At 64.2% G+C, this 18935-nt stretch carries 7 protein-coding genes; 4 read left to right on the plus strand and 3 right to left on the minus strand.

Annotated features, from left to right (window positions below):
* Positions 1-21: 21 nt before the first annotated feature.
* On the minus strand, positions 22-516 hold the full coding sequence (locus C4K39_RS31670; protein WP_437179374.1) for a PhzA/PhzB family protein: 495 nt from the start codon (positions 514-516) through the stop codon (positions 22-24).
* Between the two features lie 419 nt (positions 517-935).
* Here C4K39_RS31670 and C4K39_RS15260 point away from each other — a divergent pair, with 419 nt between their 5' ends.
* Positions 936-1661 (plus strand): autoinducer binding domain-containing protein, encoded by a 726-nt coding sequence (locus tag C4K39_RS15260; protein ID WP_124346857.1) that lies wholly within the window; start codon positions 936-938, stop codon positions 1659-1661.
* 40 nt (positions 1662-1701) lie between these two features.
* Here C4K39_RS15260 and C4K39_RS15265 read toward each other — a convergent pair whose 3' ends face one another.
* Complete coding sequence (locus tag C4K39_RS15265) at positions 1702-2292, minus strand: acyl-homoserine-lactone synthase (RefSeq protein WP_124346858.1); 591 nt, start codon at positions 2290-2292, stop codon at positions 1702-1704.
* Positions 2293-2464: 172 nt separating this feature from the next.
* Between C4K39_RS15265 and C4K39_RS15270 the strand changes: the two genes are divergently transcribed.
* The gene (locus C4K39_RS15270) at positions 2465-3070 is read left to right on the plus strand and encodes a TetR/AcrR family transcriptional regulator (protein ID WP_124346859.1); all 606 of its coding nucleotides are present in this window, start codon (positions 2465-2467) and stop codon (positions 3068-3070) included.
* Positions 3071-3106: 36 nt separating this feature from the next.
* Here C4K39_RS15270 and C4K39_RS15275 read toward each other — a convergent pair whose 3' ends face one another.
* A complete protein-coding gene (locus tag C4K39_RS15275) occupies positions 3107-4027 on the minus strand; it encodes an SDR family oxidoreductase (protein WP_124346860.1) in 921 nt (306 codons plus the stop codon).
* A gap of 523 nt (positions 4028-4550) precedes the next feature.
* Here C4K39_RS15275 and C4K39_RS15280 point away from each other — a divergent pair.
* Both C4K39_RS15280 and C4K39_RS15285 read left to right on the plus strand, forming a co-directional pair.
* Positions 4551-4871 (plus strand): hypothetical protein, encoded by a 321-nt coding sequence (locus tag C4K39_RS15280; RefSeq protein ID WP_124346861.1) that lies wholly within the window; start codon positions 4551-4553, stop codon positions 4869-4871.
* Positions 4872-5037: 166 nt separating this feature from the next.
* Positions 5038-18897: a beta-ketoacyl synthase N-terminal-like domain-containing protein gene (locus tag C4K39_RS15285; RefSeq protein WP_164487290.1), complete on the plus strand. Its 13860-nt coding sequence runs from the start codon at positions 5038-5040 to the stop codon at positions 18895-18897.
* Positions 18898-18935 lie beyond the last annotated feature (38 nt).

Genomic DNA, 18935 nt, shown 5'->3' on the forward strand with positions numbered 1-18935 from the left:
CCAGTAAACGTGAGGGGGGATTTATGAGGCAGGAATGCCTTCGCGCTTGATCTTCGGCACAGCAACGCCGAGGCCGCGAAGTTGATTGAAGGGGTTCATGAACTCACGGCTCTGGCGGATCTTGCCGTTGTCCAGTTCGAAGGAGTGGATGTAGTGATTTTCGCAATAACCCTCGGGGTAACCAGGTACCCGGGTCTTGCCGCGAGCATCGCTTTCTACCCAGAAATGATTGGGATTGGGGGTGGCGAAGATCCGGATATTGTGGAACTGCCAATCCGGAAAGCACTTCTCGATCCAGGCCCCAAGCGCTTCAAGTTTGTCATGCCCGGTGAACTCCATAGGCTCGCCGCTCTCGGTATTCCAGGAACCAAGACTGCCGTCCTCAGTGAACAGTTCATGACGGCGCAGGCGATCCTTGCCATTGGTATGCATGTACTGTTCAACGGTGGCTCGGTTCTTTTTGCGAAGTTCAAGTTGATCATTGAATTCGCTAGATGGCGTAGGCATGGACAGCATCCTCACTTGTTAGAGCTGATGTTTTCTAAATTAAACTAGGTGTTCGGTTAAGAAGTCCGACCAGCACTATTTGCAGCGTTTAACCGATGTGCTGTTGTCGGGATTCCAGACGGGGGATGTTTATACACTTGCGTTTCTGGCTGTTGGAACTACCAGATCTTGTAGCGAGGGCCGCGAAAGCCCCGGCCCGATGGACTGTTTCAGTATCGTGAAGAGAACAGGTACGTTCGTCGAAAGGAAGACTAGTAATGGCTCTATAACATCGGGAGGTGATGCTGGCTTACGGCTACTTAGTTTAACTAGATGGTACAATTCTAGAGTAAGCGCAAAGTGGTCTATGGCCCTCCAGTGTTAACGGTTGACATGAGTTCAGTTTGGTCTAGTCTCACGACCTCCTTCAAACGTTGGTGGTGTTCAAAATGGAATTAGGACAGCTGTTTGGATGGGATGCGTATTTTTACAGTATCTTTTCACAAGCTTCGGATACGGAAGAGTTCAAGGGCATTGCGATGGGAGCCCTGCAGGAACTGGATTTTGATTTCTTTGCCTACGGCACCTGTAGCGTGACCCCCTTCATGCGCCCCAAGACATCTATATATAGCAACTACCCCGAGCCCTGGGTGCAGCGCTATCAGGCGCAGAACTATGCCCTGATCGACCCGACAGTGAAGCACAGCAAGCTCTCATCGGCGCCGATCCTGTGGGGTAACGAGTTGTTCCGCGAGTGCCCGCAGTTGTGGTCCGAGGCCAGGGATTCGAACCTGTGCCATGGCTTGGCGCAACCTTCGTTCAACGCCCAGGGGCGGGTGGGTCTGTTGAGCCTGGCTCGCCGGAACAAGGCCATCAGTGCCGAGGAATTCGAAGCGCTGAAACCGGTGACCAAGGCATTCGCCATGGCGGCCCATGAGAAGCTCTCTGAACTGGAAAACGATGACAGCTCGCTCAATGTCCAGGTCGAGTTCAGTGGCAGGGAGTGCGATGTGCTGCGCTGGACTGCCGACGGCAAGACCTCGGAAGAAATCGGCGTGATCATGGGGGTGTGCACCGATACGGTGAATTACCACCACCGCAATATCCAGCGCAAGATCGGTGCCAGTAATCGGGTACAGGCCGTGTCCTACGCGGTTGCCCTGGGCTACATCTGAGGAAGTTGCCGAGCCGACCGATAGGGCGACTCGGCGCTTGTCAGGCGATCTCTTGCAGTGGAAGGCTACGGGTGAAGGTAGCAGATGCGAGGGCGTGACGATGGTGCTCGCGGTGCGCCGAGAGCTGGATGGCGATGATCTTCTCGTTCTGGTGCACGGCGGGCGGGCCCAATCGTTGGTAATGCACGCCGTTGATCTGGTAGTAACGCTCCATGGTCCTGTTGACCACCCCGACGATGCTGTCCGCTCCCGCCTGGCTGGCGATCCTGAGGCTTCTCCAGAACAACGGCATCGCCAGCTGAGGTTCATTGGTGGTGAAACGGGTCATTTCCCAGACAGCCGGATCCCGTGGTGGCGTACCGGAGCAGGTCTGGCTGAAGACGCCTTCAAGCAGGGTAGGGAAGGTGCTGGGGATCAGGCGCGAGCAGCCGACGATGGCTCCCCGTTGATTGATGGCCAGGACGTAGCGGGCCTGTTCGGTATCGTATTGGTCCCATTCACACAGGCCAGGATGGGGATGGGCTGGCAAGCGCCACCCGAGTTTTTCCACGAACTGTTCGTATCGAAAGCGGCCCAGCATCAATTTCAGCTCGTCGCTCATCTCGCTCAGCGTGTGCTCTTCCATGTGCATGGCTGGATTTTCCTTGGCGATAGAGAAAGCATTTTTTTATAACGGACTTATTCAGGCCAGGCACCTACAAGATCTGGTAGTCGCCTCGGCATACTCTCGCGTGCTGGTTTGACGACCGGCATGAGGTTGATAGTATCGCGCCTCATTAATCCGCTTATCCATCAAGATCACCATGGCCCGTACCCGTAACGAACAACTGCATGAACAACGCCGCGGACAGATCCTCCTGGCCGCTGCCCGGGTGTTCAAGGAAAAAGGCTTCCATGGCGCCCGTACCGAGGACATTTGCCTCGGGGCCGGCATGAGTGCTGGAGCCGTGTTTCGCTACTTCAAGGACAAGCGCGAGATCATCGACGCGATCGTCGAGCTGGAGACCGAACGCTACATCACTCAAACCCGGCAGTTGCTCAGCAAGGAGGGCTTGCACCAGTTGGCCGACATCGGCGTACAAGAGCTGGTACAGGAGCTGTTGTACCCCGGCGAATTCGACCTCAGCCTGGACAGTTGGCTGGAGCTGGCGCGCAGTAATGAGCAGGCCCGCATCGTCGAAGTGGACCGGCAGATGCGCAAGGACCTGAGCGAGCTTTTGGCCATTGGCCAGCGCGAGGGCTGGGTCCGCCAGGGCCTTTCTCCCCAGGGGGCTGCAAGCCTGGTGTTTTCCCTGCTCAGTGGCCTGTGGCTGGAGCTGAACCTGGGGCTGAGCAGCGACGCCAATCATGCTGCTGCAGCGCTGGGGGACTTTGTCCGAACCTACCTGTTTGCCCCAGAACCCCAATGACACCCCGGCCGGCGGTACCCAGGCCCACCTCTCATTTCATTCGTTGAGGACCTGTGCCAGCCCCTGGCGATAGGACGTGACCTGGAACTCTGGGAAACGCTGCTTGAACTTCGTGGAGTCGAACAGGTTGTCGTGCTCGTACCGCGGCAGCAGCTCCCGGAGCTCACGAACTTGGCTGTTCACCAGGCCGGCCGCTGTCAGCATCCATTTACCCAGCACCTTGTAGGAGGGGGCCCGGCCCGAGAGCTCCGATGCCAGGGCGACAAACTGCCGGTAGGTCAGGCGATTGTCGTCACAGGGCAGGTGCCAGGTCTGCCCATAGGTGTCCGGTGCGTTGCCCAGGCCCGCCAGTGCGCGGCTGGCATCGGGAGTCCAGATCAGTGTCCGCAGCGTGTCGTCCCGGACCGGTACGCGTGGCTTCTTGCCAGCCTTGAGGTTGTCGATGACCAGGCTGTTGGTGATGCTCTGGGTCTTGCCCGGGCCATAGAATTCGGGTGCCCGACCGATGACCACGGGAATCTCGCCGCGGGCCATTTCCTGCAACACCATCGATGCCATCGCGGCACGGACCTTGCCCTTGCGTCCAACCGGCTCGAACGCCGCGTCCTCGGTCAGCACGCGATCGTTCTGTGGGTACATGTAGGTGTTGTCGAAATAGACAAACCTGGCGTTGGCTGCGCGACTGGCCTGCAGGGCATTTTGCAGCATCAGCGGGAACTGCCTTTCCCATAACTGGGTGTCCGGCGGCAAGCCGGCGGTGAAGTACACGATGCTGCTGCCCTTGATTGCCTTGGCGGCCTGCTCGGCATCGAGCAGATCCGCCGGCAGCAGGGTATCGGTGGGGTTGACCTTGCTGGGGTTGCGGCTCACCAGCCGCAGGTCATCGGTGTGGCTACGGGATAACTCGCGTGCCAGTTCCACGGCGATCTGGCCGCTGGCTCCCAATATGGTTTGCATGCTGTGTCCTCGGATCGTTGAGTTGTTGAAGAAAGGCCGCGTGGAGCCTGTAGGCGAACCTCGATCACGGTGGGTTCATCAAGCTTAGCGAATCGGTGTTCACCTGCGACCTTGGGACCGGTTGAGGCTGACAGACAGGCTGGAATGCTCCTGTGCTTTAGGCCGCGGCTTAACCTTAACTATTAAGTTAACTTTAAGGTCAAGGGGTTTTCGATCATCGAGAGAGGCACCTGGGGCGGACCCGGGACCGCTCGCGTAGCAGCCGCCGATGGCCAGGAAATCCCGGGCGCGGTCATCGTAGCCATTCCCTCGCTGCCGGTATGGAGCCGGTTGATAGGAGTGTCTATTCATCGGATTTCGACAGCCGGAATTGGCGCGATCAAATGGGCTGTCTAGGCTTTTCCCTACTTCTGGTGCCAGCCAATACACAGGCCGCACCTCTCGACTCTGGCGCCGGCCAGTACCGCTGTAACCGAGACCGCCTTGCACACGGGGAAGGCAATCCTTGTCAGGAGGACAAGACATGAAACCTACCATGGACGGTTCGTATCACATCTTTGGCGTCTGCCATGGACCCGACAGCCGCTTGTTCGTCGATTACGCGGTCGACGATCCTGGCGCCTGCGAACCCCAGCTCCTGAATTTCATTCGTTGCTCCAGCGACCCCGCACTGGCCCGTTGGCCTGCCCGGCCGCAACTGGCGAGCGGCGATGTCTTTGAAATCGAATGCGTACAGGATGTAGGTACGGCACAGGAAGCGGTGGAATTCTGGCGCGCATATTTTCGCATGCTCGGCATGACTGTCCTTGAGGCTCACCACTTGGTGGACCGGACCGGCGACTGACTCACCGCGATAGCTGCGCACCTGGATGCGTCGAGCCTCGCGATCCTTCATTGCACTGGAAACAAATCCTCTAACGGGGCCAATGCCCCGTTTCGCATCCCCGTATCAACCCGATGCCGGAGAGGATCTGGCCGCTTGCAGCTTCCGATACCACTGGAGGTATGTCGTGACCGATCTACTCAACCGCTTCACCGATGGCTGGTTGACCCTGCTGGTGCTTGAGGTCCTGGACAAACATGACGTGTTACGGGCCCTGGAACTCGCTCCAGCTGGTGTCAGCGTCAAGAGTCTGGCCCAGGCCTGCGCCGCGAACGAGGGCCATCTTCGTGTGGCCTTGCGACTCTTGCTGGAGATGGGCTGCTTGGTGCAGCTGGCCAACGGTCACTACGCGATAGCGCCGCATACCGACCTCCGAATCCCGGCTGACTCCGGTGCGCTGGCCCGCCTGGCGATGTCGCAGGCACTGGGCGAGCCCGCCGGTTACAACCTGCGCTCCTGGCTGGAGCGATCCGCCGGTGGCTGGGAGGGGGTCGGAGAGCCGTTGGCGACCTGCCTGGACGGGGCGCTGCTGGCTCCATTACTGATGGCGCTGGAGCACCTTGGGGGAGCGCCGGTACTCGAAGGCGAGGTTGCATGCGCCGAGCTGTCGAGTTGTGTCCAAGAGGCGCTGCGTGGTTACTTCGAGCAGCGCGCCTGGGGGGGCCGGGAAGGGGGCGGCTTTCGCTTGGGCGACAGCGGCCGCTCGTTGTTGGAGGGGAGTGCACGGTTACGATCGAGCCTGGACTTCCAACCGCTGCTGGGCGATCTACAGACACTCCTGTTCGGTGACGCCAGCTCGCTCCATGGACTTGCCCCGGCGAAGGCGGAACTTTGGCCAGTCGAATACATGGCTGCACTCGAGACCGCGATTGTCACGCAGTTCGATCAGCCACCGCTTGACCGGCAACCACGCTACATCCTCGAGATGGGCTGTACGGATGGCGTGCTGCTACGTCGCCTGCATGTTGCCATCGCCAGTCGTAGTCTGCGCGGCCGGCATCTTCAGCACTACCCACTGCTGCTGATCGGCGTGACTACCAGCAGCACCGATCAGGCACGGGCGCGACAAACCCTGGAGGGCCTCCCGCACCTGGTGTTGACCGGGGACATCAGTGATCCCCGGGGCCTGCTCGACAGCCTGGGCGACAACGGTATCCAGGATCCGGAGAGCGTCCTGCATATCCACGCATTCCAGGAGCATCGGCGGGCCTGGCAGGCGCCAGTCTCGGTGAAGGGAATCGAGGATCAGCGCCATACGCCACCGGTCAGCGTCCATGTGGGTCGCTCTGGAGAGTACATCGAACCGGCAGTGGCCTTGCAGGGCATGGTCGAGCACCTTGCGCGCTGGCACGCGATAACTGCGCACCATGGCTTGATGCTGCTGGCGGCCCATTGTCTGGATCCTGCCAGCGCCCGGCGCCATGCCGGGCACAGCGGTGCATTGCACTTCGATGCCTGTCATGGTTTTGCAGGACACCAGTTGTACGAGGCACCGGTGTTGCTGATGGCTGCGGCGCAAGCCGGACTGTTTCCGGACCGGGCCGTCGCCCAGGGCTTTCCCCATGGCGAGCCGTTCACCCAAGCCAGCCTGAATCGGCTGTTGCCAAGGCACTATCGCATCCGCCATCCGTTGCCCAGGGACCTGCCACATTTGCGAGCACTGGAACTGGCCTGCTGGCCCAGCGGGCTGGGGGCTACCGAGCAGGTGTTGCTGCGGCGGCTGGAGATCTATCCCCAGGGTCAACTGGTGATGGAGTGCGAAGGACAGATCGTGGCGGCGATCTATTCGCAACGCCTGGACTCGGTAGAACGGCTGCGCCATAGCGATTGCCTGCGGATCGAAGCCTGGCATGATCCGGCCGGCCCCATCGCGCAGTTGCTGGGCATCTGTGTGCACCCGGGGCGCCAAGGCGAGGGGCTGGCCGACGAACTGATCGACTTTATGCTGGTGTACCTGGCCAGCCTGGGTGAGGTACGCAGCGTGGTCGGGGTGACGCGCTGTCATCACTACGACGCCCGTCAGCCCGGCGCTCCTTCACTGCAGGACTACATCCGTCGCAGAGACGAGGCTTGCGGGCGTTTGCTCGAACCCATGCTGTGTTTCCACGAAAGCCACGGTGCTCAGGTGCGCGAGGTGCTGGACGGGTATCGACCGGGGGATGAGGTCAACCATGACGCGGGAGTCCTGGTGGAATACCCAGACCTACGAGCCGGGCAACCGGTTTGTACGGTACCGACGAAGACTCCGGAAGCCGCCCAGGACGGGCACTGGAGGGAAACGGTTGGCGAACTGTTGCTAGGGGTGTTGGGCGAGGCCCGGGCCGACGCCTATGGCGAACATGTGCCGTTGATGGAGATGGGCCTGACGTCGCTGCAGATGCTCGACTTACGCCATCGTTTGGCCGAGCGCCTGGCCTGCCCGTTGCCGGCCACCTTTTTTTTCCAGCACGGAACCCCCGCGGCGATCATCGCCTATCTGGAAAATCTCCACGCTCCCGTTAGTTGCACGGTGGCGCAAGCGCCTCGGCCGTCAAGCGACTCAGCGCCCCCTGTTTCCGGCCCAGGGGGCATCGCCATCGTGGGAGTGGGTTGTCGCTTTCCCGGCGGAGCGGCTTCTGCGGAAGATTTCTGGACGCTGTTACAACAAGGCGTCGACGCGGTCAGCCAGCGTAGCTCCCTGAACAATGAGCCGGCGTCTGGTGGTTTCATCGAGGGCACCGAGGAGTTCGACCCACGCTTCTTTCGCATCTCGCCCAGAGAGGCGCAACTGCTCGATCCCCGGCAGCGCCTGTTGCTGGAAACCGCCTGGGAAGCCCTGGAACAAGCCGCGATTGCACCGCACACCTTGCGTGGTTCCAACACTGGGGTCTTTGTCGGAATGATGGGGCGCGGTTATGACCTGCTCCTGCGCCAGACAGGGGAGGGCCATGAAGCCAGGCCAGCCTTTACTACGGGTAACGCGGCTTCGGTCGCCGCCGGGCGGCTGGCGTACTTCTTCGACTGGCACGGACCGGCGCTGTCGGTGGATACCGCCTGCAGCTCATCGCTGGTGGCGATCCACCTGGCCTGTGAAAGCCTATTGGGCGGCAAGTGCGAGGCGGCCCTGGCCGGTGGCGTGAACCTGCTGCTGGACCAGGCGGAGTCCGAGGCCTTTCGCGCTGCCGGCATGCTCTCGCCGCGCGGCCGTTGCAGCACTTTCGATGAGGCCGCTGATGGTTATGTCCGGGGCGAAGGCTGCGGGCTTCTGGTGCTCAAGCGTCATGCCGACGCCCTGGCTGCCGGCGACCCGATATGGGCTGTCATCCGAGGCAGTGCGATCAATCACGATGGTGCCAGCGCCGGGCTGACCGTGCCGAACCAGTCGGCCCAGCGCGCGGTCATCGAAGCCGCGCTGGCCCAGGCCGGCCTGGCCCCGCACCAGGTGCAGTACCTGGAAGCCCACGGTACCGGCACTCGCTTGGGCGATCCGATCGAGGTACAGGCCGCCGCCCAGGCATTGGGAGCCGGCCGGCAAGCGCAGCGTCCGCTGTTGCTCGGCTCGGTCAAGACCCAGATCGGCCACTTGGAAGCCGCAGCCGGTGTGGCGGGGCTGATCAAGGTCATTCTTGCCATGGGCAAGGGGCAGATCCCCGGGCAACTGCACTTTCGCTCACCCAACCCGCAGGTGGACTGGGCCAACCTGCCGGTGCAGGTGGTCGATCGGCCTCGCCCGTGGTTCGCCGGCCGGCGGATTGCCGGCGTCAGCAGCTTCGGTTTCAGCGGCACCAACGCCCATGTGCTGCTGGAAGCCTGTGAACCACCGCCACCTGCTGTAGCGAATATTGCTGAGCCAGTGCTGATCCTGCTTTCGGCGCGGACCCGGGACCGCCTGCTGGCTAGCGCCGAACGCTTGCGCGTGGTGGTGGCGGATGGCCGCTTTGCCCCGGCGCAGTTGCGCGATATCGCCTACACCCTACAGGTTGGGCGTGAGGCCATGGCCCATCGTCTGGCGTTGCTGGCCCGTTCATTGCCGGATCTGGCCAGCAAACTGGCAGGGCTGGGCCAGCCCGGGGTCGAGGCTGGCGAGCTGTGGCTGGGCGAAGCCTCCCAGGATCACCCGCCGCCTGCCGATGCCCCGGCCAACGTAGCCCAGGATCGGCTGCAAGTCCTGGCGCAACGCTGGGTCCAGGGAGCCGTCGTGGACTGGACGCAACTCTACACAACGCCGTTGCCACGCCGGATCGACTTGCCGACCTATCCGTTCGCCCGCCAGCTCTGCTCGGTATTGCATGGAAGCACAACAGGGAGCATCACTATGGAGCGTCAACCCCCACAGTCGCCAACCACCGCCTTCGCGGGCGGCTCGTCCCAGTCCGGGCTCGATGACGGCAAGCCGCGCAAGTTGCAGTTGCGCGCCCTGGAGGATGGACCAGCCATCGAGCCCCCGGCGGCGCAGGAGCAGGCAGAGCCGGTAGCCGCGCAAGACTCGCCCATGGCCGCCCAACCGGTCGCAGCGGCCCGTGCCCCGGAGCTTGCCCCCCATGTGCAGGCCGAGCGGCGCGCGCTACTTGAGCGCGAGCTGACCACCAGCCTCGCCGCCGCGCTGTTCCTCGATCCTGGCGAGATCGGCCTGGATCATTTGTTCGTCGACCTGGGCCTGGATTCGGTGATCGGTGTCGAATGGGTCCGTGATCTCAACCGGCGCTATGGCTTGGCGCTGAACGCACCGGTGGTTTATGAGCATTCCAGCGTCAGGCGCATGGCCGCCCTGGTCGAGCAGGCCTTGCAGCCCAAGGCACCGATCAAGGTTCAAGGGTCATCGGCTTCGCTTACCCCGCAGCCGATTGTCGCCAGGGCTGCGGCCAGCCCAGAACCGCCTGCACAACCAGAGACAGCGCCAATACCAGCCGCGCCTGCACCTAGTGCGGCCGGGATCGTAACGGCCAGCGAAGGTATCGCCATCATCGGCATGTCCGGGCGCTATCCGGGAGCACCGACGCTGGATGCCTACTGGGACAACCTGGTGGCCGGTCGCGACTGCGTCGAGGAGATCCCGCCAGCGCGCTGGAGCATCGACGACTACTACGATCCCGAGGCCGGCAAGCCGGGCAAGACCTACAGCAAGTGGCTGGGCCGGCTGGATGACATCGACTGTTTCGATCCGTTGTTCTTCAATATCTCGCCGGCAGAGGCGGAATGGATCGACCCTCAGCAGCGCCTGTTCCTGGAGGAGGGCTACAAGGCCTTCGAGGACGCGGGGTATCCGCCGCAGAAATTGAGCGATGCCCGCTGCGGGGTGTACCTGGGCATCATGGGCCCCAGTGAATACGGCTGGCTGGCCCAACAGCAGCGCGGCGCGGCGGAAATCACCGGCAGGAGCGAGGCGATAGCCGCCGCGCGCCTGGCCTATTTCCTCAATCTCAAGGGGCCGGCGCTGCTGGTGGACACCGCTTGCTCGTCGTCCCTGGTGGCCACGCACCTGGCCTGCCAGGCGCTGCGCAGCGGCGAAGTGGATGTGGCCCTGGTGGGCGGCGCCACCCTGTACCTGTCGCCCGAGATATACATGAGCATGTGCCAGGCCGGCATGCTCTCGCCCACGGGCAAATGCCGGACCCTGGACAACGCCGCCGATGGCATCGTGCCCGGCGAGGGCGTCGGCGCCCTGGTACTCAAGCGCCTGGCCGATGCCGAGCGCGATGGCGATCGTATTCACGGAGTGATCGTTGCGTCGGGCATCAACCAGGATGGCAAAACCAACGGCATCACTGCGCCCAGCGCCAGCAGCCAGATCGCCCTGGAGCGCGAGGTGTACGCCCGCCACGGCATCGATCCGCGGAGCATCTCCTATGTCGAGTTGCACGGTACGGGAACCAAGCTGGGCGACCCGATCGAGCTGACAGCCCTGGATACGGTGTTCCGTGAGCGGACCGAGCAGCGCAATTTCTGCGGCCTGGGTTCGGTCAAGAGCAACATCGGCCATACCACGGCAGCAGCCGGGGTCGCCGGGGTGCACAAGGTACTGCTGCAGATGCGCCACCGTGAACTGGCACCGACTCTGCACTTCGCCACGCCGAACGAGCATTTTGATTTCGCCCGCTCGCCGTTCTTCGTCAATACCCACCACCAGGGCTGGCTAGTCGCCGCTGGCCAGCCGCTGCGCGCGGCGGTCAGCGCCTTCGGCATCAGCGGGACCAATGCCCACGTGGTGATCGATGCCTACCAGCCGGCTGTCGTACCGCCGGCCGCCGAGGCGGGTGCCCCGGCGCTGCTGGTGCTGTCCGCGCAACGCGCTGACCGTTTGCAGGAATACGCCAAGGCACTGTTGCAATTCATCGAGCAGCAACCACGACTCGACCTGGCGGCCCTGTCCTACAGCCTGCAAACCGGCCGCGCGGCCCTGGGGCAGCGGCTGGCCTTCGTCGCTACCTCGCTGGAACAGGTACGCCAGGCGCTGGGCGACTTCATCAGCGGTACGCCATCGGCATGCCTGCTGAGCGGCGAAGTGGCGACGGCCAAAGACGCCGCTTCGGTGTTGGCCGGCGAGGAGGAGTTCCAGCAGCTGTTGGTCAGCCTGTTGGAGAAACGGCGCCTGCAGAAGCTGGCCGAACTCTGGGTCAGAGGGGTGGTGATCGACTGGTCGTGCTTGTATGGCGCCGATCGTCCGCGCCGCTTGTCGCTGCCGACCTATCCCTTCGCCCGGGAGCGCTATTGGGTAACGCCCCAGGCGGCGTCCGGCTCATTGCCAGATGAGCGGGCGGTCCTGCACCCATTGCTCCACTGCAATAGTTCGACCCTGCACGAACAGCGCTACAGCACCCGACTCTCGGGTAAAGAATGGTTCGTTCGCGAACACCGGGTGGCCGGGCAACCGGTGGTGCCGGGGGTGGTGCAACTGGAGTGGGCCCGCGCAGCGGCGGCCCTGGCCAGCGAACTGCCAGTGGGGCAGCCGATGGTGCTGGAGGAGGTGGCCTGGTTGCGCCCGCTGGTGGTCAGCCAGCCGCTACTGGTGCATATCGGCCTGGTCGAAGAGCCGGGGCGCGGGGTCCGTTATGAGATCCATAGCGGCACCGGCGCGCAAAAACAGCTTTATAGCCAAGGCTGGGTGCGCCCCGCGAGCGGGCAACCAGCGCCGCAGGTCGACCTGGCCGCCGTAGGTGCCTCATGCGAGTCGCGGGTGGACGCAGCGAGCTGCTATGCGCGCTTCACCGAACAGGGCCTGGAGTACGGCGTGGGGTTTCGCGCCCTGAAGGAACTGCGCAGCGGCCCCCTGACAGCGTTGGCGAGCCTGGCTGTGGCCAGCGCGGCGCCGGGCTATACCTTGCCGCCATCCCTGCTGGATGGCGCATTGCAGGCCGCTACTGGCTGGTTGGCCAAACCGGCGCTGCAACTGCCATTTGCCGTGACCCGGGTCGAACAGTGGGGCCCGCTACCGGACTTGGCATGGGCGGTGGTGCAGCGTGCCAGCGGGGAGCAGGGCGCAGGGCAGAGCTTCGATGTCGACCTGGCGCACGCCGATGGCCAGGTTGCGGTGCGCCTGAGCGGCTTTTGCTGTCGCACGCCCGCGCAACCAAGGCTTGCGGGAGAGCTGACCCTGGCCCCACGTTGGCAAACGCTAGAGGCCGTGAAGACCATCGCCGATACCCAGGACCAGCACCTGTTGGAAGTTCCAGAGGTAATCGCTCGCCAATGGGGCACGCCCGATGGGGCTGCAGCCTGTGCCAGCTGGTTGGGCGCCTGGGCCGGGTTCGACCATCTGCTCTGGCATGTGCCGCAGGGTCAGCCCGGGGTCGCACGAATCGGCCTGCAACTGGTCCAGGCGCTTTTGGCCCTGGACTACGGTAGCCGGCCCCTGGCGTTGACGGTCGTCACCCGCCAGGCGCTGCCTGTTCTGGCCACAGAAACCGGCGATCCAGAACAGGCCAGTGTCCACGGGCTGTTGGGTTCGGTGGCCAAGGAATATAGTCATTGGCAGGTGCGCGTGCTCGACCTCGCCGGCCAGGACTCATGGCCTTCCGCGCAGGCTGGCCCGGATGTGCCAGAACTGCCGGGGGAAACCCTGGCCCTGCGCGACGGCCAATGGTATCGCCAGCGCCTGGTGCCCTGCGTACTGCCGGACGTCGTCGACAGCGGGCTGCGCGAACGGGGGGTCTACCTGATCCTCGGTGGTGCCGGCGGTCTGGGCACGGTCTTCAGTGAATACCTGATCCGTCGCTACCAGGCCCAGGTGATATGGCTGGGCCGCCGTGAGGCCGATGAGGCGATCGAGGCGCAACGGACGCGCCTGGGCAGCCTTGGCCCCATGCCGCTCTACCTGCGGGCGGACGCCAACGACCGGGCGGCGCTGGAAGCCGCCGAGCAGACCGTTCGCCGCCGTTATGGCGCGGTGCATGGCGTGGTGCACGCCGCCATCGTGCTGGAGGATCGCGGCGTGGCGCAGATGGCCCCGGGGGTATTCGATGCCGCGCTACGGGCCAAGGCGGCCACCAGCGAGAACCTCGATGCGGTGTTCGGCCGGCAAGACCTGGATTTCATGCTGTTTTTCTCATCGATGCAAAGCTTCATCCGCGCCCCGGGCCAGGCCAACTACGCCGCCGGTTGCTGCTACGCCGATGCCTTTGCCCTGGGCCTGAGGGAACGGCCATACCCGGTGAAGATCGTCAACTGGGGCTATTGGGGCAGTGTCGGCATAGTGGCCAAGGCCAGCTATCGGCAGCGAATGGAGGCGGCCGGGATCGGCTCGATCGAAGCACCACAGGCCATGGCGCTGCTGGAGCGCCTGCTGGCCAGCCCACTGTCACAGCTGGCGTTCTTCAAGGCCCGACATGCGCAAGCTGCGAGCCAATGGGCAGTGGCGGACGATCGCCAGTTGCAGATCAGCGCGCCGGTGGCCCCGGTGATCTTGAATGGCGACTCCTCGCTCGGCCTGCCACAGCGGGCGGCCCCGGTGCTGGCCGAGTTGGAGCGTAGCCTGGCGCAACTGCTACGCAATCTGCTGGCCCATCAGGGCTGGGAGCATGGCCCTGCAGGCTTGGCTTCGGCCTACGTCGGTTGGCGCGAGGATGCCCTGCGCCTGCTGGACGCCAGTGGCCAGGCGCAGGCGGCGACGGACTGGCCTGGCGCCTGGCGACAATGGGAAGCCGACCGCGAGCGCCTGCTGCAAGGCCCCGACCAGGCTGTGGTGCACAACCAGATCCGCTTGCTCGATGCCGTGCTGCCGGCATTGCCCGGAGTACTGCGTGCAGAGTGCGCGGCCACCGCAGTGCTGTTCCCGGGCGGGAGCGTGGAGCGGGTGGAGGGTATCTATCGCGGTCATCCGCTGGCCGACTACTTCAACGCCGTGCTGGCGGAACAGCTGCTGGCCTATGTGGCGCAGCGCCTGGCCGCTGATCCCCAAACACGGTTGCGGATCCTCGAGATCGGCGCGGGAACCGGCGGCACCAGCGAGCGGCTGTTGCAGCATTTGGCGCCCTATGTGCAGGCGATCGACGAGTACTGCTACACCGATGTGTCAGAGGCATTCCTGGCCCATGGGCGTGAGCAGTACGGGGAGCAGGCGTCGTACCTGCGTACCGGTAACCTGGACATAGAACGCGATCCACGCAGCCAAGGCTTCGAATCCGGGCACTACGACGTGGTGGTAGCGGCCAATGTCCTGCACGCGACGCAAGACATCCGCCGCACCCTGCGGCACGTCAAGAGCCTGCTACGGGGCAATGGCCTGCTGTTGCTCAACGAACTGACCCAGGCCAGCCTGTTCACCCACCTGACCTTCGGCTTGCTCGATGGTTGGCGAATGGCGACCGACGTTGCGCTGCGGGTTCCCGGGACCCCGGCATTGGCGCCATCGACCTGGCGGCACGTACTGGAGCTCGAAGGTTATGGCTCGCTGAACCAGCCGGCGGCAGTGGCCCATGGCCTGGGCCAGCAAATCGTCACCGGCATCAGCGATGGGGTGATCGAGTCCCAGGGCGAGGCGGCGCGGCAGGCGGGGCAGGAGAGCGGCGACAGTGCTGCCCGGGAAACTCGCCCAGCAAGTCCGGCGCCGAGCTCGCAGCCAACGGACTTGGCGCAAGAGCGCGGAATGCCGGTGCGCCAGGCGATCCACGAGGCGCTGCTGGAAGTGCTGAAACTCGACCGCGCCCGGGTGCAGGAGGACCAGGCCTTTGCCAACTACGGTGTGGACTCGATCACCGGCATCACCTTGATCAACGCGCTCAACCAGAAGCTCGGCCTGCGTCTGCCGGTCACGGCGCTGTTCGATTTTCCGTCGCTCAGGGCGCTGGCCGAGCATATCCAGCGCACGTACCCGTCCCTGGAACAACAAACCAACCGTGCCGAGGCGCCTGCCGCCAGGCTGCCGGTGCCGCCAGTGGCCGTAACCGAGCCCAGTCGCCGGCGCGCACCGGCCAGCGCCGAGCCTGTCCGGGTCGAGGTACCGCCATTAGCTGAGGTGGTGGAGCAAGTGCCGCAGGTGTGCCGGCAATTGCGAATCGAGGGCCCGGGGCGGATCGATGAGCTGCAACCTATCGATGCGCCCTTGCTGCCGTTGGAGCCGGACGAAGTGCGGATCGCGGTACGCGCCTTCGCCCTGAACTTCGGCGACCTGCTGTGCGTCAGCGGCCTGTATCCCACCCAGCCACCATATCCCTTCACCCCGGGTTTCGAGGCCAGCGGCGTGGTGCTGGAGGTGGGGGCGCAGGTGTCGCGGGTTGCGCTCGGCGATGCGGTGTTCGCCTTGGCTGGCGAAGCCTTGGGTGCCCACGCCAGCGTCATGACCTGCTCCCAGGACCGGGTGTTCGCCTTGCCGCAGGGGCTGTCGTTCGAGGAAGCCTGCGCGCTGCCGGTAGTGGCCTTGACCATGATCGCCAGCTTCGCCCGGGCCCAGGTCAAGCCCGGCGAGCGGGTACTGATCCAGACCGCCACCGGCGGCACCGGGTTGATCGCCGTACAACTGGCGCAGCATGCGGGGGCGCAGGTCTACGCCACCGCCGGCTCCCAGGAAAAACTCGACTACCTGGCGGGGCTGGGGGTCGCCCACCGGATCAACTATCGCGAGGAGGACTTCGCGCAAGCGGTGTCGCGGCTGACCCAGGGCCAGGGCGTGGACGTGGTCATCAATACCCTGGCCGACGATGCACTGCAAAAAGGCTTCAATTGCCTGGCCCCTGGTGGGCGTTATGTCGAACTGGCGATGACTGCACTGAAATCGGCCCGTAGCGTCGACCTGTCGCGGCTCAACGACAACCAGTCGTTCATCAGTATCGACCTGCGCAAGCAGACCCGGGACAACCCGGTGCTGCTGCAAGAGTTGGCCGATGAAATGACCAGGCTGCTGGAGGCCGGGGTGATCCGGCCCACCTTGAGCCGGGTCTTCGATTTCAGCGATGTGCAGGACGCCTACCGCTGGCTGGCCGACCGGCGCAACATCGGCAAGGTGGTGGTCCGGGTGCCGCAAGCGACAGTCGTTCCGGAGCCTGCGCCGCAGCTTGCCAGCGACCCGGGCCGGCCGGAGCCGATCGCGGTGATCGGCATGAGCGGCCGGTTCGCCAGTGCCGACAACCTGGACGACCTCTGGCAGGTCCTCCTCCAGGGCCAGGACCTGCTGGAGGACGTGACGCGCTGGGACTTGTCGCGACATTTTCCCGCCTATGCCCCGTATTGCCGGCGTGGCGGCTTCCTACGCGATATCGATTGCTTCGATCCGCTGTTCTTCAATATCTCCGGGCGCGAGGCCAGGGTCATGGACCCGCAGCAGCGCCTGTTCCTCGAAGAAGCCTGGCGTGCCTTGGAAGACGCCGGGTATGCGGGCGCTAGCGGTGAGGGCTTGCGCTGCGGGGTCTATGTGGGCTGCGCGGCGGGTGATTACCAGCGACTGTTGGAGAGCGACGCGCCGGCGCAGGCGTTCTGGGGCAATTCCGGTTCGGTGATTCCAGCGCGCATCGCCTATCACCTCAACCTGCAGGGCCCGGCCGTGGCGATCGATACCGCCTGCTCCAGCTCGCTGGTGGCACTGCACCAGGCCTGCCAGGGGCTGCGTACCGGGGATGCCGACCTGGCCTTGGCTGGCGGCGTGTTCGTGCAGAGCACCGAGCAGTTCCATCTCCAGGCCCAGCAAGCCGGCATGCTCTCGCCCAGCGGTTGTGCCTATGCCTTCGATGCCAAGGCCGATGGTTTCGTCCCAGGGGAGGGCGTTGGCGCAGTCGTGCTCAAGCGACTCTCCCAGGCCCTGGCCGATGGCGATGTGATCCACGGCGTGATCCGCGGCACGGGAGTCAACCAGGATGGCGCGAGCAACGGCATCACGGCCCCCAATGCCACTGCCCAGACCCGGCTGGAGCTGGAGGTCTACCGGCGCCACGGCATTGAGGTCGAGCACATCGGCCTGGTGGAGGCCCACGGTACCGCGACGGTGCTGGGTGACCCGATAGAGGCCAGGGCCCTGGCCGATGCCTTCGCCCAAGGTGGCCATAGTGGCGCACCTTGTGCCCTTGGCTCGATCAAGAGCACGGTGGGACACACGGCCACAGCGGCCGGCATCGCCGGAGTACTCAAGGTCCTGCTGGCGTTGCGGCATCGGCAGATCCCGGCGTCGGCGCATTTCGTCAGTGCCAATCCGCACATCGATTTTTCCCATGGTCCGTTCCATGTCCCCACCCGCACCGAACAGTGGCACCGGCCCGTGGCCGGGGAGCGGCTGGCGGCCGTCAGCTCATTCGGTTTCAGCGGTACCAACGCCCATGCGGTGATCGCCGAAGCGCCCGAGCGGCCGGTGCGGCCATCGGCCAGCCCGCTGCATCTGGTCGTGTTGTCGGCCAAGACCATTGGGCAACTACGGCTGCAGGCAAAGAACCTGCTCGCCCACCTGCAATATGAGCCCGTCGAGCCCAGTGCCATGAGCCACACCCTGTTGTTGGGCCGACGCCACCTCGAACAGCGCCTGGCCTGGGTCACCAGCGACGTGTATGCACTGCGCACGCAACTGGCGCATTGGTTGGATGTTGGCAAACTGGTCGACGGCTACAGTGGGATCGTCGACGGTACCCAGGAAGCCTCCACCAAGGCTCAGGCCGTGGCCGACCAGTGCTTGCAGGACTGCCGCGCGCAGGCCAATCCCGAGGTGCTCCGCGGTGCGCTGCTGTCACTTGCGCAACTGTATGTAGAGGGTATCGAGCTGGACTGGGCGCGACTATTCCAGGGACAGCGGCCGGGCCGGGTCGCATTGCCGACCTATCCCTTCGAGAAAGAGCGCTATTGGCCGTCCGGCAAGGAGCAAGAGGACCGGCAGGCCGCTGTTCAGGCGCAACTGGCGTCAGTCCAGGCCGAACCCTCGGCAGCGCCCGCCACGCTGGTGCAGGTCAGCGCCAGCAAGCCAGCTGCGGCAACCCATGCCAAATCCGGCCGTCTCAAGTTGCGCTCCCTGGAGCAAGACCTGGAAGCCCTGGACAGCATCGCAACCGAGGTCGCACCGCCGGCGCAACATGGTCCCACCCTGCAGTTGCGGCCACTGCGGACGATTGCCGAACCGGAAGACTCGGCAGTCGTCCCCGTCCAGCTGCCACCCGCAACGCTACAAGCCGTTGCCGAGCCGGTATCGGTTGCCGTCCCGGCGGTACAGCAGAACCAGCAGGTACCCGGAATTGACCGCTACTCGCTGGAGCGTGAGCTGTCCGAGAGCCTCGCTCGGGCGCTGGGCATCGACGTGGAACGAATCCAGGCGGACAAGCCCTTCGCCTCGATGGGCATGGATTCGATCATCGCCGTGGAGTGGAGTCGCGAGATCAACAGGCGCTACGGGCTGGCCATCGGTGCGACCGCGGTCTACAAGCATCCGACCCTGGCCGGCATCGTCACCTTGGTGTCCGCTCAGCTCGAGTCGAATGCGCCGGGTATCGTAGAAGAACCCGCGCCGCTAAATGCGCCCGATCACTTGGAGCAGGCTATCGCCATGCATGTGCAGGCAGCACCAGAGAGCGGGAGGCAAAATCCGTGTGCGGATTCCTGTGCTTGACTGCATTTTCATCTCGCACCCGCCATGGATATGGCGAT

The organism is Pseudomonas sessilinigenes (assembly GCF_003850565.1).
In the GTDB taxonomy this organism is placed as follows: domain Bacteria; phylum Pseudomonadota; class Gammaproteobacteria; order Pseudomonadales; family Pseudomonadaceae; genus Aquipseudomonas; species Aquipseudomonas sessilinigenes.